Origin of the sequence: Candidatus Levibacter sp. Uisw_134_01 (assembly GCF_047717795.1) — a bacterium.
Lineage (GTDB): Bacteria > Pseudomonadota > Alphaproteobacteria > Puniceispirillales > Marisalimonadaceae > Marisalimonas.
Genome location: NZ_CP159808.1, coordinates 2,003,764 through 2,025,011 on the forward strand (window position 1 = coordinate 2,003,764; position 21,248 = coordinate 2,025,011).

Consider the following 21,248-nt stretch of genomic DNA (forward strand, 5'->3'; position numbering starts at 1 on the left):
TTTTGTTAGTCTTCAATTTCAAAAACTTTACCTGCCACAACAGCTTGTATGAAGGGTAATTTCATTAACAATTCTTTCATGCTAAAAACATTTAAACGTTTAGTATTATGTGAATTATAATCAGTAGAATAAGACATTTTTAACTCTCCTTTTTCAATAAACTTATCATAATTCAAATCTCTTAAATCTGGTGGTACACGATAGTAATTTCCTAGATCTTCAGATGCAAACATTTCTTCACGACTCAACAGAACTTCATAAAGCTTTTCACCATGTCGTGTGCCTATGACTTGTAACTCATGCTTTGGCTTATGAAGCAAATCTTTCAGTGCATTCGAAAGTGTTTCAATAGTTGCAGCCGGAGATTTTTGTACAAAAATTTCACCAGGTTTTCCATGTTCGAATGCATACAAAACAAGGTTAACAGCATCGTCCAACGTCATCATAAAACGAGTCATAGCTAAATCAGTGATCGTTATGGGCTGATCATGATTGATTTGGTTAACAAAAAGTGGAATAACAGAACCTCTTGAACACATTACGTTACCATACCGTGTAACATTTATCACTGTATTATTTATATTGCGTGACTTAGCCACAGCTACCTTTTCCATCATAGCTTTACTAATGCCCATTGCATTGATGGGGTAAACAGCTTTATCTGTACTTAATACTACAACTTTCTTGACATCGCAATTGATAGCTGCTTCCAAAACATTTTCAGTTCCCAATATGTTAGTCTTAACTGCTTCAAGTGGATAAAACTCACATGACGGCACTTGCTTAAGTGCTGCTGCGTGATAAATATAATCTGTATCTCTTACTACATTCAAAACGGATTGGTAGTCACGAACATCTCCAATATAAAATTTTATTTTAGAGCTTTGGTACTTCTTTCGCATATCGTCTTGTTTTTTCTCATCTCGGCTAAATATACGAATTTCACTAAGTCCAGATTCAAGAAAACGTCGTAATACTGCGTTTCCAAAAGAGCCCGTACCACCAGTGATTAATAATGTTTTATTGTCATACATTGTTTTATCCTTTGATTTTTAATCCTACTAAAAACTCCAAAGTTTCAGCTGCGCAGCGTTCCCAAGTAAATTTTTGAGATAGCTGAAAACTTTCATGCGCTATTTTGCTTCTTAATGTGGGTGAAGTTATTAAATCACGTAATACAAGAGCTATTTCAGAAGAATTTTCAGGATCAAAGTAGACACCACCATTTCCTAAAACTTCTGGCATTGGGTTTCGATTTGAGCAAGCAATAGGTAATCCCGACGCCATAGTTTCAATTAGTATATTGGGCATATTTTCACATGTTGATGCGAACAATCCTAAGTCCGCTTTATGATAAAAAGAATGTAAAATATCAAAATTTATAGCACCATGATAAACAACCCATGATTGTCCCTTTTGACTGTCAATAGTATTATTTAATAGCTTTAGAGCCGGCAAATATGATGGACCAACCAAATCTAATACAACAGGAATTCCTTGTTGCCTTAGTATTGAAACTGCTTCTACAACATTCCACTGGTGTTTATATTTATCAATAATTGAAACGTATAAAAGACGGTAAGGCTTTTGATTATTATAATCATCTATTGGTCTTTGAATCCTTGGCTTATTTTTAAAACGTGGGTTTAAACCATGAGGAATAGTAATGATTTTGGCTTTTAGTTTACCTACGACTTCTAAAACAGTTTTTTGGGCGAATTTAGTTAAAAAGATTACTCCATCTGCATTTCGATATGAATGTGATTGTATAAACCTTAAGAGTATTAACTTAATTGTAAAAAATGACCAACCATAACGTTTTAATTCATTCCACATAAATGGTAGCATATTTCTACTCATTGTAACAATAGGTTTGAAATTACAAAAGAAACTACCACCTGGTACAAAAAGTAAATCACAACCAGTATTTCTAGCTGCTTGAGACAAATAAAAACGCTGCCATATTATTTTTATTAATCCTTTATTTAAATTAAATGTTTTATGTTTTTCTAACCATGATCGATCATCAAGAGCATTCAAAGTTTCCTCCATCCCCCAAACTACTATACGTTCTATCCCAAATTCATTAGGTTTTGCTGAACTAAGTAATTCTAGTAAATGGGTAACTCCACCACCTCTTCGTAAGTTAGTGGCATCAATACCTATTACCAAATGCTTTTTATTAGTCACGTATTCTCCAATATAATTCTACATATAAGGAATTACTATGTTACATTAAATTATAATTTAATCATTGTTATTATTAAGCAATCTACACAATTTGACAGTTTAAACAAGAAGGTAAATTTAACTTATATTCATAGAAAATTGTTTTTTAAATTTGACCAAATTATGTACATAAACTGAAAAAGCTAATATCCTAGTTATATATAATATAATTTAATTTGTTATCTAGAAAATGATGGTGATTGAGCTAATAAATTTATAATCTTAAGTCAACATCTTCACTTGCAAAAACATATTTTAAATCATAAAGGATATGGTTTTCACAACCAAACTCTCTTATTTTATTTACACCCATTGCTTTGAATTCATGGTGAGCTACAGCTATTACAATTCCTTCGTAAGCTAACGTGTCTGGTTTGTCTATTAGCATTATGCCATATTCATGTTTAGCTTCAACAATAGATACACATGGATCATAAATATCTACTTTGCAATGATAGTCTTTTAACTCTTCGAATATATCAATTACACGAGTGTTTCGTATATCTGAGCAATTCTCTTTGAAGGCGAGTCCCATGATTAATATTCTAGCACCTTCAATCTTAATTTTTTGTTTAACCATTGTCTTTATTAACTGACTTGCGACATACACTCCCATTTTGTCATTTATTCTGCGGCCAGCCATGATAATCTCTGGGTGAAAACCCATCTCTTGAGCCTTGTGCATAAGGTAATAAGGATCCACTCCAATGCAATGTCCTCCAACCAAACCTGGTCGGAAGGGTATGAAATTCCACTTGCTTCCTGCAGCTTCTAAAACGGCTTCCGTATCAATATCCATTTTGTTAAAGATCATAGCTAACTCATTTATTAAGGCAATATTTATATCGCGCTGTGTATTCTCTATAACTTTGGCTGCTTCAGCTACACGAATACTTATTGCCTTATGGGTGCCAGCTTTAATGATCTGTTGATATAATTGATCAACAAGATGAGCAATTTCAGTAGTAGAGCCAGATGTCACCTTTTTAATATTGATTAATCGATGTTCTTCATCACCAGGGTTTATACGTTCAGGAGAATAACCTACAAAAAAATCTCGATTAAATCTTAAACTTGAGTTCTTTTCAAGAATCGGCACACAATCTTCTTCTGTTGCACCTGGATAAACTGTAGATTCATAGATAATTACATCTCCACGTTTCATTACCTTACCTATAGTTTCCGAAGCTTCTGTCAATGGACCTAGATTTGGACGGTTATGCTTATCTATTGGTGTTGGTACCGTAACAATGAAACAATTTGCCTTATTCAAGTCACTTTTTTTAGAAGTTAAATTTAGATTTTTGGCTAATTTCAATTCTTCATAACTAGTCCCTAAGGTAGAATCCTTCCCTCTCTTGAGTTCATCGATTCTATTCTGATTAGTATCAAAACCCAACACACTTCTTAACTTGGCAAACTCAACTGCTAGTGGTAGCCCTACATAACCCAATCCAATTATAGCAATCCGCAAGTCAATCAGCCTAGGTGCATTTATATTCATAACCTTATTAATCCTTGTTAATACATTTAGCTTTATCATACCCTAATTGAAAATAATTAACCACGTTTTGGAGAGAAACCATTGACGAAATTTTCTACAACTAAATATCAGTTTCAAAATCAAAAAGTAACTCCAAATTCTTTTTTCCACAGTTCAAATAGCACTAATGAAAATAAGCGTTCGCTATTACTATATCCTCTTTTTTGTCCTCTAAACAAACTTTCAATTGCTCTCGGATCAAAACTACATTTTGGGTCACGCAATACCTCATTAAAAAAATTATTAAATTTAGGCCTCTTCAACCATTCAGCTAATGGTATGGAAAAACCCTGTTTGCGTTGCATATCAAAATTTGAGGGTAACAAACGGGAGCAAAGTTTTTTTAGTAAGATTTTTTTATCAATAGAAGTAGCTTTCATATTTGTTGAAACCTTACCAAATGCAAATTCAATTAAACGATAGTCTAGCAAAGGCGCTCGTATTTCTAACGAATTCATCATACTAGACCTATCTATTTTTACTAAAATATCTTCTGCTAAGTAGTTCGAAAAATCCATGCGAGTAGCTCGCTGAAGTAGATCAGGATCAGATGGAACTCGTTGTTGTCTTATTAATTCTGCGATGAAAGGCCAATTAGCGTAGGGTTTTAGCAATTGTAATCGACTTGTATAATCAAAGTACGACGCAATTAGCGGTAAGCCTTTTTCAAAATCAACAGAAAGTCCCTGTAACCAATTGCGTCCTTTAAACCCTACTGGTAATATTTTTTCCATTGAAACAGCAATACCTTTCCGAATTGAAAGAGGTATCCATCCTAATTTTTTTTTCATCCACTGCAACCGACTATAGTGCCCATAACCACCAAATAATTCATCTCCTCCGTCACCGCCTAGAGCTACTGAACAATGCTGTCGAACCAACTGACTTAATAGAAAAGTAGGTATCATTGATGAATCAACTATTGGCTCGTCAAAATGATGTGCCAAACGTGGAAGTAAATCTATATTTACATCATCCGATATTAACTCAGTGTGCATGGTCCCAAAATGATCGGAAATCAAACGAGCATGTCTAGTTTCATCTAGTTTATTATAGCCTGGAAATCTTACAGTAAACGTTTGCACTCTACTAGAACAACGGGCTGCCATGGCTGTTACTAAACTAGAATCGATACCTCCACTGAGCAGTATTCCTACTGGAACATCTGCAACCATCTGTCCACGAACTGCATCTTCCATAAGAACTTCAAGTTCATCTAATAAGTTACCTTCATTCAATCTTTCTTTTTCATAATTAAACTGTGGTAACTCCCAATAACAACCAATATCATGATGACCACTCTGTAAGTCAAAGCGTAAAAAATGTGCCGGAGGAAGCTTATTATATCCATCTAAAATACAACGTTCACCAGGCACGTAACCCATTGCTAAGTAACAGTCAAGTGCCTCCTTATCTATACACCGCGGGTTTTTTGGATTGGCCAATAAAGCTTTTAACTCAGAAGCAAATTGCAATTGACCATTAACTATGCGATAAAATAGTGGTTTTTCACCAGCACGATCACGTGCTAGAAATAACTTGCGTCTACGGGCATCATATAATGCAAAAGCAAACATACCATTTAAGCGTCCTATAAACTCTTCTCCCCAAGCAGCATATGCTGCCATTAGCACTTCTGTATCACTTAATGAGTTGAAAGAAAAACCTAAGTCAACAAGTTCTTTTCTTAAAATATGGTGATTATAAATCTCACCATTAAATACTACTGACAAACCATGCTTAGGTAAGTGCATTGGCTGATGGCCTAATCGTGAAATTTCAATAATTGATAAGCGCCTATGTGCAATACCCACACAAAAATCACTTGACCACCACTCACCAGAATCATCGGGACCACGATAAGAAATCTTATCTCTACCAACTTTTAACCAATGTTTATCGGTTTCAACAATATTTCTGGCTATACCTAATATTCCGCACATATCAACATTTCCTTGTATCCTTTATATTATTTTAAAACCTCGGAGTATAAAAACATAACTAATACATAAGATCTTTGATAAACTTGTTTTTTAAATATGATAAGTTATAATTCAATTTAATAATTATCAATTACCTTAATTTTATAGATGCTTATGGGTATGTTATATGCAAAGTTTATGATAATGAGCCAGATTTTTTTTAAAATGTTACATTATCTTAAGCCTTAAAAATACTTACAAAAACAAAGTAAGATAAATTAGAAATAACAATTTTAAAGAAACATATCAATACATTAGTAAGAAAATTAGTCTGGATATTACCTAGACAATTCTTTTTGTATAGCCAAATATAAACCTAAATAAAGATAATATTTTGTCAGAATACTTAGATCCTAAAACTTTTAAGATAATTGCATAACCATAGAAAAACCCTCCTCCATAACCTAATTTACGAAGCATAAATATATACCAAAAGTAATTTATAAGTGGTTTATCAGCATGGTAAGCAATTACAGGATAGCTATAAGCTGAAGCAATTTTTTTTAAATAATCTAGAAATTCAATTTGACACTCAATCTCAACCTGTTTTGCACAAGAAAAAAAGCCTTTCATTGTAATAATACTAGATTGAATTGTTCTTTTGCCTGGCTCAAATCCAGATTTAGCCTCGATTTCAGAGGATCCAAAATCTCCAGCATCAACTATACGATTATAGACTAAAATGTCAGGAATATATAAAACAGACCCAGACTTAAACATTTTTACTAATAAATAATTTTGATAATATAAAGTTGCATCAACAATATTTGATTGCAAAATTTTAGCTGATTTAGACTTGAATACTAATCCACTTACAAGAACAGATCTATAAAAAAGCCATGCAGCCTCCTTTTTACTATATTCCACCAAATAATCATCTTTGACATACTTATGTTCTGTTAGATTGTTTTTCAATTTTTTATAAAAAGAGGCGTATGAACGTATTATAATTTCTGGTTTGTATTTTGAAATCTTATTTGCAACTATCTTTAAACTATCTTTACTCAAAATATCATCATTACCAGATAGAAATACATAATCACCCTTTGACAAAGATATACATCTACGTAAATTAGCACTATAACCTAAGTTTTTCTTATTTTCAAAATATCTTATGGGTATACTTGTCTTTTGTTTGAAAGATTTTACCACATTAAATATTTGTAATCTTTGTGGAGAATTATCTTCACAAATAATCACTTCAAATGGCTTATATTGTTGTCTGTCAATGCTATCTAAAAGTTCAAGAAGCTCAAGAGGACGATTAAATGCGGGTATACATATGCTTATTTTTAAACTATTGATCATTCTCAACACAATGATCAAAAGGTTTTTTGTAATAAGACGATGATAAAGACGAAAATAAATTGTTTTTATTCATAAAGATTTTTCCTTAACAAATTAAATACTTAAAAGAAATCTATTGTTATGTAAAATTAATATGTAACCTATTAAAATTAAAAGGTTAAAATAAGATTTTATCTTAAATATCACTTTTAAACTAATTAATCCACCATATAAAAAATATTTTTTTTAATTTTAAATTGTGAATTACATTTTTCACATACGATCATTTTATTAGATTTTCTTTTAACGGTATTTGATAAACATTTTTGACATTTCATAAGGGGCAATATATCTAAATTTCTATTTCTTCCATTCTGCGAAAAAAATAATCTAACAAAACGAAGTAAAAGTAACCTGATCTTGCCTTTTAGTCCTAATTTTAAATTATGAGTTGTATCTGCGTCTGGTGGAGTCCAACTTGCATTTGCATCAGGGTTCAATATCTCAAAATTTATTCTGTTTTTCCAAAAATATCTTGTATGAAATAGTGAAGGATATCCAGGAATAGTTTTTTGACTTATAATATCTTTTGCACGTTTTTCATAGAGCTCAACTAATTCTTCATCAATAATCCAAGATGTTTTTTTTTGTATAGTTAAAACTTTGTTTTTTACAGTTACTTCTAAACGGTGGTCTTTATAAGGATTAATACGCTCCATAAACGCGTCTGGAGTTTCAATATAACCTGCATGGGCCACTCTTTCGAGCTCTTTTAAAAATTGCTCAGGGTAAGGGGTATGCTCCAAAACATGTGCAGCTATAACAAAATCAAAAACCTTATCTTTAAAAGGTAAATTTTCTCCAAAAGATAAAACAGTTGGTCGATCACTAACTAGAGCTTCCCAATGTCTCTCACGTGTTTCTTCATGAGCGTCTACCAAAACATTTGACCTTGGATAGGGGTTTCCCCCAGACCCAACCTCCAAAACTAATGCATTAGCAGGAATACCTAAATTAAATCTACGTGTAGTCCATTTTAATTTATTTAATATTAATTTCATGTCTAACTATTACTCTTTGGCAATTGATTAAGCAAATTATCCATACGTGATGTTACATCATGCTTATCATTAATAACACGTTTCCTTCCATTTTTAGCAATTCTCTCACGTAATTCATCATGGTGAAGATAATAAGTTATTTTTTCTATCAAATCATCAGGGTTATGAAAAAATACTGCGTCTACCCCATCTTTGAACAAACTCCCAAGTTCTTCTGTATATTGACATAACATCAAAACACCCATAGCTGGTATTTCAAAACATCTTCTCGTATAGGTATCACGGTTTAATGATGAAAGAAAACAAAGTGCAATTTTAGCAGATATTATAGTTTTCCTGTACAAATATCCTCTTACAGGTAATATAGGCTTGTATTTTTTTAAAAAGCTATATTTGGGAGCACTATCCCAGTCAGGACCAAACAAGCCAAATGAAAAATTAGATTGAGCAATTTTTTCTATATACTTAATCCTACTATCCTTTTCATAATGCCCTACAAAAACAACATCATATTTCTTTGATATTTCTTCATTTTTCGTGATGGGATAGTCTTTTTCTGAAACATACCACGGCATTAGGAGATCTACTCTTTTAGCGCCAGATTTTAAATATTTCCCAATGTTATGTCTACGATAAGCTAAAACTAGGTCATATACAAGTAAACAATTGATAAAATGCCGCCAAAGCCAAGTTGAATTGTTAGGCGCAAATGGATCATCATTATTATAACCAATTATATAACAATTTGGTAAGGATTGATTAAGTATAATTATTGTCTTAGCCGTTATATGAGTACCTCGATAAACAAAAATTACATTAGGCTTAAATTTTTTTGCCTTTTTGACTAACTCTTGATTTATCTTTCTAATTATTGGGCCAAAAATAAACTTGTTTTGTAACTTAAGCCAAATTTGTAAAAGAACTTTTTGCGAGTTAAAATAATTATGCCAATAAAATACTGCAACTTTATGACCTAATTTTTTAAAGGCATTATATACTGCAACTTCGTGGATTATCGAATGTCCATCTCCAACAACTAATATTTTCATTTTTTTACTTTTAATTCAAAAACTAAGTTTCTAATTCTCATTACATTTACTCACGGATAAACTTGAAATAAAATCTGCCATACGCATAGCCAATGCTACAATTGTAAGACCAGTATTGACAAAACCGCTTCCAGGTATAATTGAACCATCACATACAAACAAATTTGAAATGCCATGCACTTGTCCATTGATATCACATACTCCATTTTTAGGAGAAACTGATAACCTTGCAGTTCCCGAATGGTGAGATGAAGAATATACTTCCTTAAACCATTCTGAAAACAAATATGTCTCCTTAATCTTAGGCTTAAGAATTTTTAAGAATGATTGTATTGATTGATTTATAGTCTCGATATAGTCTTCGTCAATTTCCCAACGTCTATTGATTGTTGAACTGTCATCTTCTTTCCAAATTGCACAGTAAGATGATGGAGTTTGCTCCGCAACCATAAGTATCGAATATTTACTAGTTGGTAAACGCAACCCGAACTTGAATGACAAGATTTCTAATATATCATCAATTTGTGTTATTAAACGCCAATAGTTAATTGGATTTAATGGAAAGTTTCTTAAATCATTAAGCACACCTATAATTTTACTTCTTGGCTTAGCAAGCCTCAAATGATGCGATGGCCGTAATTGGAATGATATATTAAGCCCTTTAAAATCAAATGAAAATGGTATTCTAACATTTGCATTACCTTCCTTAGTCTTAATTGGATAATTCCAAAACTTATAAAGAGGCTGATCTAATTTTACTTCAGCAACAATTGCAACAGGATGATCTTCATAATGAATCCCAGCATGATTAAGACACTCTAAAGGCAAAGAACATCTTAACTTCTTGAGCAACAAAGGAGAGCTTAAACCACCTGCAGCGAGCACAAAATAATCTGCAGACAGATTCATATACCCACCCCCCTTTTTAAGAATTTTAATTTCTTTAATACTTCCAGCTTTATTCGGTATCAATTCAACCACTTCTCCATTTATAGTTTTGACCTTATTTTTAAGAGCTAGTTTTTCCCAAGGATTAACTCTTGATTTGGGTATAAACATTCCTTGTGTCAGCAGCAATTTTGGAAACCCCATATTTATAAGGTTTTGCCTTAACTTTTCAACAAATTTCAATATATGCTCTCTATTTGTACCAGAAAGTATGGAATATGCTTTCTCATAATAAGGGGTAATCGTGTCTTTAGAAAATGGCCATTTTTTCTCAAAAACATTTCTGTTAATTTCCATTAATGCATTATGCCAAGCCTTGGTGGTACCACCAAAGCCAGATTCTATGTTCGGATATGTAACTGCAGGACACGCAACGTCTAATACACGATCTCTAAGTAAAGGTTGTCCATCTGAGAGCTCTACAACCGTTACTTTAAATTGCTTAAAAAGTCCCGCAGCAAGACAACACCCCCCTAGACCTGCGCCAATGATGACTATTTGTTCCTTCAAAATTTGACCTTAACTATTTTAAATTTAATTTTGGATAGAATAATGCTACTACAGAAATATTGGTATTCTGGTCCAGTTGGAACGTAGGATATCTTGTTAGGAATATGGTTTCGCAACTCTCTTGAATTATTAAACCTAAAAGAAATTAATTTTCTTAATTCATATTGTAAAAAACTTAACATTAACCAGATTGGTGTCAGTTTCAAACCATAAATAAAATTAGTAATTAGGTCATTGGAAAAACGATACTTATATTTACAATCTTTAAATACCATTGAGGTATTCTTATTTACTAGAGTTTTACTTGTAGTGTCGTATTTATTTTTAAATTTGATCAGCATTTGCCCGAAAGTACTTATACCTTGGTAAACAAATATCTTTAGGTATTTTTGTTTTATTCCCACTTTTATTAATTCTTTTAAACTTAAGTTCCAAAACCAAGATAAAAACACATCAACATAAATATAAGCAAAATTATTTTTTCCCATCTGGGGCAAATGTATGTAATTATATTTTGATATACTCTTATATGTTTTATTAGCCTTGGTGTCTTCACCAAGTACGACTGGCAGATATATCTCTGAAATATTTAAAAGTCTAGAGTATCTAGACAAAAACCATGATTGAAGTCTTTTTGTGAAGGTATATAAGTCAAATCGGAATATTTCCTTAAGTTCCTTTGGAGTTTTAAGAACATCTGCTGAAAGAGTTGATTGTGTATTAAAGAAAATTATTTTTCCCTGCCAATAATTCTTTTTAAGTACAGAAAGAATTTTTAGAAGCAAAGTTAAATTAATTCGAAAGTCACGATGATGATAAGCTAAATAAACTACTAGATCTGCTTTTGTACATTCCTCTAACAATAAATTCCAAAAACTAGACCTATTTTCAATATTTCTTATTTTAAAACATATAACTTTGGAATCTGACGGTGCGTAAGCTACAAGTTTTTTAGAAATTACTTTACCATTTGCAACCACTCCTCTCATCATAAACCTAAAGTCTGACGTAATAAATGCATTCTATGAGACCATTTATGTTCTGCACATGATCTTGCCCTACCATTCATTGCAATCTGAAGTCTCTTTTCATCGTTTCTTAGAAAATAATTAATCTTATTAATGCAGTCATCAATATTTGAATATGTTAATATTTCTTTTCCAATAATGAAATGATTTTCAAGCTGTGAATTATGTGATGTCAAATATAATGCTCCAGACATAGGTGCATCAAAATCACGAAGTTTTAAAGTAGTAAGTTTTCCAGAATGTCCTACAAGTCCTGAGCCAATAATAATCTTAGATCGTCCAAAAAGGTATGGTACTTTATCTCCAGGAATATGTCCTTTGGGAAAAAACTTCCCATATGCTTCTACACGAATGCCAGCTTTTAAACACTTAGAAATAAGTTCTTCTCGCTTTCCGTAACAATTTCCTACAAAAAGCACATCAATTACTTTTTTTGCTTGTGGATAAAAAATTTTTTCATCTGATGCAAATGGAAAATAAATTGCAGGATAACCAGCCTTAATGTATCTAGGAATAATCGAGGGTGTTGTATGCAGGTTAAGATCAACTGCTGGCCCTAGTGCAAATGCCCCTTTCTTTAAACCACCTTCAGTTCTCCAATGTTGTGGAAGCATATCGTCCATAGCCATATTAACAATAGGTACTCCCAAACTTCTAATAGAAAGAAGTGTTTCAAGAGAAACACTAGGAGCTGTAAAAGTTCCAATAATGAAATCGATTTTTTTATGTTTATTAGCTTTATAGATTGATGTTATTATGTGATTTTGCCACTTCCGGTATTCGTCTATGGACAATTTTAACCCTTTAGGAACATTGATTCCATAATTACCAGAAATATTAATGTAAGTTTGAACATTTCCTATACCTTCTAAACCTTGATAAAAACCTTGCATTTCATGATCATAATATGTTCCAAAAAAAAAGATATTTAATCGAGGAGCTCGTGTTTTATTTTTCTTATCTTTAAGTCTGCCTTGAAGTAATTTACCAGCAATTTGTTTGCTATCGTGCGAAGAGTATTTATTCCAGAAGTCACCATAACGAAATCTATTGATTAAAAATTCAATATCTAAAGCAAAACCTTTAATTGTTGTATTTATCTTTCTAGCAGTCTTTTTTTTCTTCAATTGATCAATTGCGTTACGTAACATTTTTTATTTCCACTTATTAATCATTTTAAGTAAAGAAAAGGTTGAAGAAGATATTAGCAGACATGTAAAAATTATGTAAAAAAAACTCAAAGAGCTACTGTATAGAAAAAGAGACATGAATAGAGCCAAAAACATTATTAATGGTCCAAAAGCAATATTATTAGATATAAGTTTAGTGGCAACAACGTTTGCCATATTTGAGTAAAGTAATTGATTTCCAAGTGAAATCATATGACTTAAAATTAGTACAGCGAAAGGTATGGTAAAAATATTTGAATGAGCAAAAATTAGGAAGTAGGCCATAGTACCGATCCCAACACCAAAGCCAGTACCTTCAAGGTTGATATTAAATAAATCCAGCCCTAAATCGGGTATGACTGTATCGGCACGGCCACCACTAAAAAAATACTTTATCATGGATACCCAAGTGTCATATGCAATATACTGATAAGCGAGCACCATGTCTTGTGCTCCAAAAAAACGATTAGAAATTCCCGCTATATTTCCTAATATACTTTGATCGTTTATGACCATTATTTCAAATGACTTTGAGAAAGCATCACTCAAGATAAATGTATCAGTAGTCCAAGTATAATCTCTGGATGCAGAGACAAGCATAAAGCTAAAAAAGCTTATAAATAAAATGACGACTAGCATGAAATATCTTTTTTCAAAAAATGAAAAATAAATCACTGGAAACAGACTTATTACAAAAACTGAACGACTACCTGAACATATTCCAGCTATAAGAGCATAGCTAAGAATGAAAAATACTATTAGCCAACTACGACTTGACTTAGAAAACAAAATAAAAATAATCAACGGCGCAAAATACAATCTAGTGTAATAAGTAATACCCGTTAAACGATAAGGTAAAGGCTCATTAAGCATCCCCAATACGCCTATATTATTAATGGCCATGAAGTTGTTTAGCGGAAGCATAACGAGACAAACAAAAATAATTAGTTGAAAATCGTAAGCAATTTTATTTTTGGTTAACTTAAAAGTTTTTATTGGTTTTTTTTGATTTAAAAGTGCAGGTCTAATGCTATTTTTAAAGTAGATATGATCTAAGATTTTAACATTCCATATTAGTATTATGTAAATCAAAACTACCCAAAGATAAATTAAAAAAAACTCATTTAACTCAAATTGAAAGTTGCCAACTGAGCTAAAACCTGATGTTCCATATTTATTTTGATTAACCCAAAAAAAGGGTGCTCCAACAGCCTGGGCCAAAAACATAAACATAGAAAATATTTTCAATATAAGATTACCGGAACGAAAGGCTCTCCAAGTTAAAATTCCAAAGATAGGAACAAATAAAAAGGAAATCAAAAAAGCATCCAAATCTACAAAAGTTAGATAAATTAGCCACACCAGCCAGATAAAAAAACCTATGCAAATAAGGCTTAAAATATTCTGATTTAACATTTAAAAGTACACCTAATTGTCTAAATTTTAAGATTAACACATTCTATTTGGAAACAAATAAGATCTAATTTTTTGGAAAAAAGGGATCAAAGTGTATTGCGCAATGAAAATAAATCCAGCAAAAAACGTTAAACAAACCTTTTGATAAAAACTTAAATCAATAACCCACACTCGTGGTAATATAGTTTTAATTAAAATAAGCCAATTTAAATATATAACATTTTTCTTTGTTATGAAACGACTATGGCCCCAACTAGAAGGTACTGTTTTTCTAGGCTTGCTACGATAAGCAAATAGTGGAGTTCTTATACTATCAATTTGGCCTTTATGTATTATTTTCCATAAGAACCCAATATCTCTACTACCTGTAAAATCCTTATATCGGTTACTATAAATAGGAAAAGGAATTGCCTGTTGTACTAATTTAGTTCGAAACAATCCCATACCTAGTGGTAAAACAATTGGAGATCTAATAAATAAATATAGGTTCTTAAAAATTTTATTTTCTGGCTTCATAAAAATCTTCAATCCACTCGGTGAACGGTTACCTTTTTCGTCTATCCATTCATAATTAAAGTAAACTAAAATTATATCATTGCGATTGTCAATTCGATCAACACAATTAACCAAACATAGTGGATCATAAACATCATCGTCCCCAACAAGCATAATATATTTACCTTTAGCTTGTCTGTAAAGCCATTCTTGGTTAGCAGTAAGACCCTTATTGAAAGAATGGCGATGATAAATGATACGAGAATCTTTAAGCAAATACTCTTGACAAATGTCACTGGTGCTGTCGTTTGAGGCATTATCAGCAATAAGTAATTCAAAGTCGGTAAATGATTGCGCCAATAAAGATTTAAGCGTGTCTCGCAAAAAAGCTTCACCATTATATACTGGCAATACAATGCTTACTAATGGACGCTTTAAGCAAGTATTTATATTATTTGACATTTACTTGCCTTCAAAATTTTTAAAAACTGAATCTATAATTATAATTAAACGAAATTATTATTTTGATAAATAAGTTAATTAGGAACATTGTAATTTATTTTTAAAAATTCAAACCTCAAAGTACGCAAGGCAGCTATCATAACTAAAACGCTTTAAATTAAAGTTTCCAATATCTTTATAATCGAGAAGAGCTTGAGTTTCGCCTTTAAAATTTTGATAATTATATTCATCAAAGGCAACTATTGCACCTTTGGGCATTTTTGGTACAAAATGTTTAAGAGCTGTCAAAGTTGGCTGGTAAAGATCGGTGTCTAAAATCAATAAAGCGCAAGTAAAAGCTGGATTTTCATCTAAATATTTTGGAACCGTTACTGTTATGTCCCCTTTAACTAGCTCAAAACGATCAATTTTGTTAACTGGACGTAAAGTATCGATTGCTCTAAGTGCTTTCTCAATAGTATAGTATGAAGTATCTGAAAAATTTTTTGAAGACACATCCTGAGGATCTTTTTTATCGTCAATGCTTGCAAATCCTTCAAATGTGTCAAAACCGAGGAAGCGCCTATTAATTGCATATGGCTCAAGAATTATTGACAAATGAGCTAACCAAAGAAAAGAGTTTCCCTGATAGACCCCGCACTCTACTATATCACCAGGAATGTTTAATACTTTTTTATATAATTCGTATCTACTAATTAATGTCTGAACAGCAACTCTGTTGCTGAAAAGGTTTGGTGCTGAAGCAAGTAATTCTTTAGGAGACAAATTAATAAGATCAGATATAATATTATTATAATTAGACTCACCAGAAGTTAAATTTCTATTAGTCATTTTTTACCTATTTTAAAATTGGAAGTTTAGCCTACAGGAAGCATATATTTTTTATAATTCCCACTAGCCTTGTTATCTATATTTTTTGGGTTAATGTAATTTGCATGAGCTGGGCAGACTCTATAGTCAATACTAAACCTTACAAATGAAGTAGTGTTTGGGGATGAGCCATGTAAGTGTTGTCCAGAAAACGCTACTTCAGAACCCCTCGGTAAAACAATATTACTTCTGTCATCCATATCTAAATCGTCAAGAGGTACAGGATGAGGTCTGACTTCTACACCAACATTAGCTTCTGCTTGAGGACGGTACTTTGTATCCCATTCATCCAAATCAAATATCTCAGAGTTGTTACTGATCTTTCGACTAAAATATGATGGAGCAATATAAAAAGTTGAATTTTCGGTTACGTTAGAAACAGCCATCCAGTGATTTAGTTGATCTTGTCCAGCACCATACCAAGTGTCGCGATGCGGCTTGTAGTTATATGATATTCCTGATGATAAAAAGTTAGAATTTGGAACTATTCGAAGTCTTGGAACATCAAAAAGGAAGTCGTCATCTTGATAAAGTTTGTATCGATCACGTATTAAATCTTTTAATAATTTTTTAGTGTGTTCATCATTGGTAAAAATATTTTTACATTTTTTTGCCTTGGAAATAAACAACTGAACATCAATATCATTGCTTGTATTTATATCTTCGATTTTTGATTCAAAAATTTCTTCTACGATATTAATTGCAAACTCACACAGAGCCTGACTTGAGTGTGATGCAATAAGGAACATCAACCCTCCTTTATATATATCTGAAATATTAGCTTTATCTTCTTGAATAATGCTTGGCATTTATTTTCTCCCATACCTTAAAAACAGCATAAAATAACTCTTTATTTCATATTAGAAATTGTTAAAATTTATTTTTAGTTTTGTTAAATCTATCTGGAATTTCCATATTTTTTATATAAAAACTTTTTAACATGTGAACGTATTATAGGCAACCCAATAAATAATACTATTAAAGCAAAAATATAGGTGGCTGATAGATATATTAATGTTTCTATTAATCCCATAATATCAGGCTTAAGTTGCCACATTATGAAGACAGGAGTAAAAGAAAGAATCATAGGAAAACATACATCCGACCAATACCAACGCCATTGCTCTTTTTTCAAAAGTCGACGATGCATCAATGGAATAGTAAATATAAAGTATAATAGCTGTTGAATTGGCCAAGCCCAAACTGCACCATCTATTCCATAATATTCCGTCAATATCAAAAGAAGAACCCCAAAAATAACCACAGATAAGATTCCAAATCGCAATGCTAATGAAGTCCATCCTGCTGCAAGTTGTAAACCATAAGGAATATGTAGAATACCATTTATAAGAGTGCCTATTACTAAAACACTGATTATTGGTGCTGTAGCACTAGCAAGGTTTTGATTTTGTAACCATAGTTGTATTAATTCTTTAGAGAAAAAAATTAAAACAGCAACAACTGGGAACACTACAATTGCAAGGAGTTGAGCGCTCTTATGATAAAAATCTGCTAAATCTTTTTCTGACCCTAAAGTTATGAGATTTGTTAAACGTGGATAAATAGCTGAATAAACAGGGCCAAACAATCGGTATACATTCATACTAACAACATTAGCTATAGCATAGTATCCAAAAACCTCAAGTGTCAAAAGCTTACTAAGAATGATTTTATCTAGTTGTAATAGTAAGCTACCAATAAGACTAATTCCTGCTATTCCTGTTGCAAAGCGCCATATATTTGATAAGATCTTTATTCTGAATCTTGATCTTTTGCAGTGGGTTGGGAGTCTTGTCCATAATAAATATATTACTATTAGAATATGTGCTAGACTCACAATCAGCTGTGTCCAAAAGAATGCTTCAATAGTTGCGGATATTTGCCATAGGACCAGCATAGACAAGAGCCCACGGGAAAGAGCCATAATACTATTAACTAAGTTTAGTATAACCTGCTCTTGTAGTCCAATTAGCCCTCCAGAGTAAAAGCCAAGAGGCCATTGAACTGCAATTATTAAACCCATTATAACTACTGATGACTCTACGGACTTAACTGATAGCGTTTGACTATTAACCCAATCATGAGCAAGCCATGGTGCAATTAAATAAACTGTAATGCCTATCATTAATCCAATACCGATATAAGGAATTTCTAGTGTGCGTAACAGATCACGCATTTCTCTAGCGCTATCTGGCAAAACTGCTAGACGAGCTAACTCACGTGTGAGAGTTTGAATTAGGCCCATATCCAATACTGCAAACATTGTCAAAATAGTTGTGAAGATAGCTACTAAACCATAGGCCTCTATACCCAGAAAATTTATGTATACAGGTAGGAATATCAAACTCATAACGCCTGTAAATAGGCTACCGCCAAAGTTAGCAACAATATTTTTCTTGATTCTATTCACTTGATACTATTCACGAGTTTGAAAAACTAGATCAATTTTGACAAATAAGACAAATTGAACCAAAACTTCTTTGTGGTAAAAATTTATTTAAAAAGGCATCAGCTTTAATTGCATGCTCCATTTTTTTTACTTCATTGGCAGTTAAAATAGGTTTGCTCTTTGAAAGATTTAAGTTACCTTGTTGCACAATAATAGGCCGAATTAAACCCCATGGAATAGTAGTTACCTTTTTAAAACCTGCTTGTAAAGCTACCATCTTAATTTTGGAAGCCTCAAATAACCAGAGATCAGTTGGACTAGGCTCTCCTTTATAGCGATGGCGTGCAATTTCATTTACAAGTTTAATTGAAAAAATTGCTAACGGCCAAATTCCCCACTTTCTACTCTCAACTACAGTGGCCATAATAGAAGGTTCATGAAGAGAGATAAATGTACCACCTGACTTCAACATAGCTGCAACCCGTGAAAGCACCTTTGGAACATTGTGAAAGTGATGAAGAAAAGAGTTACCTATTATAATATTGAACCGATTATTAAAATCAAGGTTATGCATATCACCCTGCAACCAATTAATTTTTTTATCTGGATAGTTCCCGACGATTAACTCCTCTGCAAGCTTCAATTCTGTCAAGCTTATATCATTCACGATTATTTTTTTTGGTTGACAACGTTTCAATAAATGATACGTGAGAAATCCTGTGCCTGCACACACCTCTAAAACTTCTGCCTCATTAAAGACCTTCGGGGAAAGTCCTGCCCTTTCTAGTTTAATCCAAATTTCTTCTCCAAATACCGATTGAGTTCTAAATTCAAGACCTGTATCATTTGCTTTATTACCTTTAATGATATGTTGAGCAATTTCTGATGGTGCTACATAATGTTCTGAAATAGATTTTTGTAAAACGTTAGAAAAACTTATATTTAACATGAAATTACCTTTTTATAAATTTGCCGAGCGCATGATTCATCTGACATATTACCCAAAGTCCATTCTCTGGGTCTAAACTGATCACGATGGTTTTGCCAGTAAAAAAATTGTTTTTTAAAATGTTCAAAGTCATTAAAAAATAAACCATTTTGATCACACAAATATGGTGCAGTAGAAACATTTAAGATACGACTATTTAATAAATACTGATTATTGCGCCAAAGCAAAGTAGGAACATTAGCTGACCAAGCCTCAGCCCAAGCAATACCTTGACTCTCCACGTGCACAAAACCTAACATCAAACAAGATTTTTTTAATAGTTCGCAGTAATCTTGATGATCAAATTCTCCATACCTTAGAATATTGATTTTCCATCCTAATCTTTGTAAGTAAGTGGCATAAGGCACGATTGAATCAATTGGACCTACACCTTGCTTTTCAAAGATCAATATCTCGTCAGACATCATAGATGGATCCGGTGACCAAAAAAAAGTATCTACGCCAGTAGGCCAAGAAAAAATACGCTCTTTAAGAAGGGGGTTATCTTGAACATAGTGCTCAAGCACCCAATTACACGGCACAATGACAGCATCTATTTCAGGTGAAGCTATAATCGAGTTGTAGTCCGTTGAGAAATTCACAATATTTGGTCCAGCAAATAATTTTTGGATTTTTCCAGATTGTTTTAATTTTATAGCTTGCCTAAGCGTTCTTACACCTGCCAATACAATCACTATTTTAGCGAGTTCAGATAATTGAGTAGGGTTATAATTTGAATTAACCCCAATCTTTGCAAATCCCTCAACCAAGCTCCTAGTTACAGCAAAATGACCTCGAAAATAAGGGTGGTTAAAAAAATTTCTTTTTATTAGCTTATGTTTAGTGGACCTGTAAAAGGACCTGGTTATTTCAGACACAAAATATCTACCAATTGGCAAAGGGTTAGTTAAAACTGATATTTCTTGATTGTTCATATTTAGTCGCCTGTTAAATCTACTTCTAGCGAATACCGTTAATTGCGATAAATAATAAGAATATTATAATGGAAAAATAATTGAAGATAAATGATTAAATTATCATTTATTCAGTTACTCGCCTTAAATATCCATCAGGCGCTACTGTAATCAAAAGTTTATCCTGAATATCACTGTCAACTTTAAATTGAGGATGGCTTTTCAAGTATTCGAAAACAGCAGTTTTTGGATTATTACCAATGTCCCAAGGGCGGTCAGAAAAGCTATTAGAGGGCATATCTTCTATTACTGTGTCAAACACAATACAATAACTATCTAAGCTAGTAAGGGGGGCATATGCATTTAACTCTGCCAATACATGAGTATGTGTATGATTTGAATCTAAACAAACCATAATTTTTTTATAATCCTTAGCTAAACAATGTACTTGCTCAATAATCTTAGAATCAATACTTGAACCTTGAATCATTTTTATGCGAGATGCCATAGGATGTGCATCTATAAATTGACGGTTATGCACACGAATATCTATATCAATTCCTAGTACCATACGCTTAGATTCACTAGGATCCATAGTTGCACCCAACTTAATAGAATCACACATGTCTAACAATGCAAGCATTGACGCGCTCATTATTAGTGACCCGCCATGTGCAATACCTGTTTCAATAATTAAATCTGGTTGAATTTCCCATATAAGTTCTTGTATCGCCACCATATCTTGAGGATATTGGATTATAGGACGACCTAGAAATTCAAAATTATAGGGATATTTATATTGAAAAGATGAATTGAAAAAATCGATTTTTGCTCTACATAACTCTTTATCATTAGTCTGACCAATGATATGACTTGCACACTCTTTTTTAAATTTTTGATATTCTTTC

Annotated in this window: 18 protein-coding genes; all 18 read right to left on the reverse strand. The window is 32.3% G+C overall.

Annotation, left to right across the window (positions count from 1 at the left end; genetic code table 11):
• Nucleotides 1-5 precede the first annotated feature (5 nt).
• The 18 genes from ABXT66_RS10220 to ABXT66_RS10305 all read right to left on the reverse strand — a co-directional run bounded on the left by ABXT66_RS10220 (nt 6) and on the right by ABXT66_RS10305 (nt 21,205).
• Nucleotides 6-1,034 carry a polysaccharide biosynthesis protein gene (locus ABXT66_RS10220; RefSeq protein ID WP_443643407.1) on the reverse strand — a complete coding sequence of 343 codons (1,029 nt, stop codon included), beginning with the start codon at nt 1,032-1,034 and terminating at the stop codon, nt 6-8.
• Between the two features lie 4 nt (nt 1,035-1,038).
• The gene (locus tag ABXT66_RS10225; protein WP_443643408.1) at nt 1,039-2,190 is read right to left on the reverse strand and encodes a glycosyltransferase family 4 protein; all 1,152 of its coding nucleotides are present in this window, start codon (nt 2,188-2,190) and stop codon (nt 1,039-1,041) included.
• A 253-nt stretch (nt 2,191-2,443) separates the two neighbouring features.
• The gene (gene tviB / locus ABXT66_RS10230) at nt 2,444-3,733 is read right to left on the reverse strand and encodes a Vi polysaccharide biosynthesis UDP-N-acetylglucosamine C-6 dehydrogenase TviB (RefSeq protein WP_443643409.1); all 1,290 of its coding nucleotides are present in this window, start codon (nt 3,731-3,733) and stop codon (nt 2,444-2,446) included.
• A gap of 119 nt (nt 3,734-3,852) precedes the next feature.
• Nucleotides 3,853-5,715, reverse strand: a complete 1,863-nt coding sequence (gene asnB, locus ABXT66_RS10235; RefSeq protein ID WP_443643410.1) for an asparagine synthase (glutamine-hydrolyzing) — start codon at nt 5,713-5,715, stop codon at nt 3,853-3,855.
• A 321-nt stretch (nt 5,716-6,036) separates the two neighbouring features.
• Nucleotides 6,037-7,062: a glycosyltransferase family 2 protein gene (locus ABXT66_RS10240; RefSeq protein WP_443643411.1), complete on the reverse strand. Its 1,026-nt coding sequence runs from the start codon at nt 7,060-7,062 to the stop codon at nt 6,037-6,039.
• Nucleotides 7,063-7,259: 197 nt separating this feature from the next.
• The gene (locus ABXT66_RS10245) at nt 7,260-8,102 is read right to left on the reverse strand and encodes a class I SAM-dependent methyltransferase (protein WP_443643412.1); all 843 of its coding nucleotides are present in this window, start codon (nt 8,100-8,102) and stop codon (nt 7,260-7,262) included.
• A 2-nt stretch (nt 8,103-8,104) separates the two neighbouring features.
• Nucleotides 8,105-9,151, reverse strand: a complete 1,047-nt coding sequence (locus tag ABXT66_RS10250; protein WP_443643413.1) for a CgeB family protein — start codon at nt 9,149-9,151, stop codon at nt 8,105-8,107.
• 30 nt (nt 9,152-9,181) lie between these two features.
• Nucleotides 9,182-10,609: a GMC oxidoreductase gene (locus tag ABXT66_RS10255; protein ID WP_443643414.1), complete on the reverse strand. Its 1,428-nt coding sequence runs from the start codon at nt 10,607-10,609 to the stop codon at nt 9,182-9,184.
• The gene (locus tag ABXT66_RS10260) at nt 10,606-11,598 is read right to left on the reverse strand and encodes a hypothetical protein (RefSeq protein WP_443643415.1); all 993 of its coding nucleotides are present in this window, start codon (nt 11,596-11,598) and stop codon (nt 10,606-10,608) included. Before ABXT66_RS10260 ends, ABXT66_RS10255 begins: the two co-directional genes overlap by 4 nt.
• Nucleotides 11,598-12,788, reverse strand: coding sequence for a CgeB family protein (locus ABXT66_RS10265; protein ID WP_443643416.1), 1,191 nt, complete (start codon nt 12,786-12,788; stop codon nt 11,598-11,600). The genes ABXT66_RS10260 and ABXT66_RS10265 overlap by 1 nt, the downstream gene beginning before the upstream one ends.
• Nucleotides 12,789-12,791: 3 nt before the next feature.
• Entirely contained in the window at nt 12,792-14,222 is a 1,431-nt protein-coding gene (locus ABXT66_RS10270) for a hypothetical protein (RefSeq protein ID WP_443643417.1), read from the reverse strand.
• A gap of 33 nt (nt 14,223-14,255) precedes the next feature.
• Nucleotides 14,256-15,179: a glycosyltransferase family 2 protein gene (locus ABXT66_RS10275; RefSeq protein ID WP_443643418.1), complete on the reverse strand. Its 924-nt coding sequence runs from the start codon at nt 15,177-15,179 to the stop codon at nt 14,256-14,258.
• A 108-nt stretch (nt 15,180-15,287) separates the two neighbouring features.
• Entirely contained in the window at nt 15,288-16,010 is a 723-nt protein-coding gene (locus tag ABXT66_RS10280) for a TylF/MycF/NovP-related O-methyltransferase (RefSeq protein WP_443643419.1), read from the reverse strand.
• Between the two features lie 26 nt (nt 16,011-16,036).
• On the reverse strand, nt 16,037-16,858 hold the full coding sequence (locus tag ABXT66_RS10285; RefSeq protein WP_443643420.1) for a hypothetical protein: 822 nt from the start codon (nt 16,856-16,858) through the stop codon (nt 16,037-16,039).
• An 89-nt stretch (nt 16,859-16,947) separates the two neighbouring features.
• Entirely contained in the window at nt 16,948-18,459 is a 1,512-nt protein-coding gene (locus ABXT66_RS10290) for a lipopolysaccharide biosynthesis protein (RefSeq protein ID WP_443643421.1), read from the reverse strand.
• A gap of 31 nt (nt 18,460-18,490) precedes the next feature.
• Nucleotides 18,491-19,387, reverse strand: coding sequence for a class I SAM-dependent methyltransferase (locus ABXT66_RS10295; protein ID WP_443643422.1), 897 nt, complete (start codon nt 19,385-19,387; stop codon nt 18,491-18,493).
• Nucleotides 19,381-20,361, reverse strand: coding sequence for a hypothetical protein (locus tag ABXT66_RS10300; protein ID WP_443643423.1), 981 nt, complete (start codon nt 20,359-20,361; stop codon nt 19,381-19,383). Before ABXT66_RS10300 ends, ABXT66_RS10295 begins: the two co-directional genes overlap by 7 nt.
• Before the next feature lie 106 nt (nt 20,362-20,467).
• The gene (locus ABXT66_RS10305; protein WP_443644739.1) at nt 20,468-21,205 is read right to left on the reverse strand and encodes a cephalosporin hydroxylase family protein; all 738 of its coding nucleotides are present in this window, start codon (nt 21,203-21,205) and stop codon (nt 20,468-20,470) included.
• Nucleotides 21,206-21,248: the final 43 nt, after the last annotated feature.

Coding starts and splice junctions, on each gene's coding strand:
- ABXT66_RS10220 (WP_443643407.1), bottom strand. CDS start 1,034: ATGTATGACAATAAAACATTATTAATCACTGGTGGTACGGGCTCTTTT.
- tviB (WP_443643409.1), bottom strand. CDS start 3,733: ATGAATATAAATGCACCTAGGCTGATTGACTTGCGGATTGCTATAATT.
- asnB (WP_443643410.1), bottom strand. CDS start 5,715: ATGTGCGGAATATTAGGTATAGCCAGAAATATTGTTGAAACCGATAAA.
- ABXT66_RS10240 (WP_443643411.1), bottom strand. CDS start 7,062: ATGATCAATAGTTTAAAAATAAGCATATGTATACCCGCATTTAATCGT.
- ABXT66_RS10245 (WP_443643412.1), bottom strand. CDS start 8,102: ATGAAATTAATATTAAATAAATTAAAATGGACTACACGTAGATTTAAT.
- ABXT66_RS10250 (WP_443643413.1), bottom strand. CDS start 9,151: ATGAAAATATTAGTTGTTGGAGATGGACATTCGATAATCCACGAAGTT.
- ABXT66_RS10260 (WP_443643415.1), bottom strand. CDS start 11,598: ATGAGAGGAGTGGTTGCAAATGGTAAAGTAATTTCTAAAAAACTTGTA.
- ABXT66_RS10265 (WP_443643416.1), bottom strand. CDS start 12,788: ATGTTACGTAACGCAATTGATCAATTGAAGAAAAAAAAGACTGCTAGA.
- ABXT66_RS10270 (WP_443643417.1), bottom strand. CDS start 14,222: ATGTTAAATCAGAATATTTTAAGCCTTATTTGCATAGGTTTTTTTATC.
- ABXT66_RS10275 (WP_443643418.1), bottom strand. CDS start 15,179: ATGTCAAATAATATAAATACTTGCTTAAAGCGTCCATTAGTAAGCATT.
- ABXT66_RS10280 (WP_443643419.1), bottom strand. CDS start 16,010: ATGACTAATAGAAATTTAACTTCTGGTGAGTCTAATTATAATAATATT.
- ABXT66_RS10285 (WP_443643420.1), bottom strand. CDS start 16,858: ATGCCAAGCATTATTCAAGAAGATAAAGCTAATATTTCAGATATATAT.
- ABXT66_RS10295 (WP_443643422.1), bottom strand. CDS start 19,387: ATGTTAAATATAAGTTTTTCTAACGTTTTACAAAAATCTATTTCAGAA.
- ABXT66_RS10300 (WP_443643423.1), bottom strand. CDS start 20,361: ATGAACAATCAAGAAATATCAGTTTTAACTAACCCTTTGCCAATTGGT.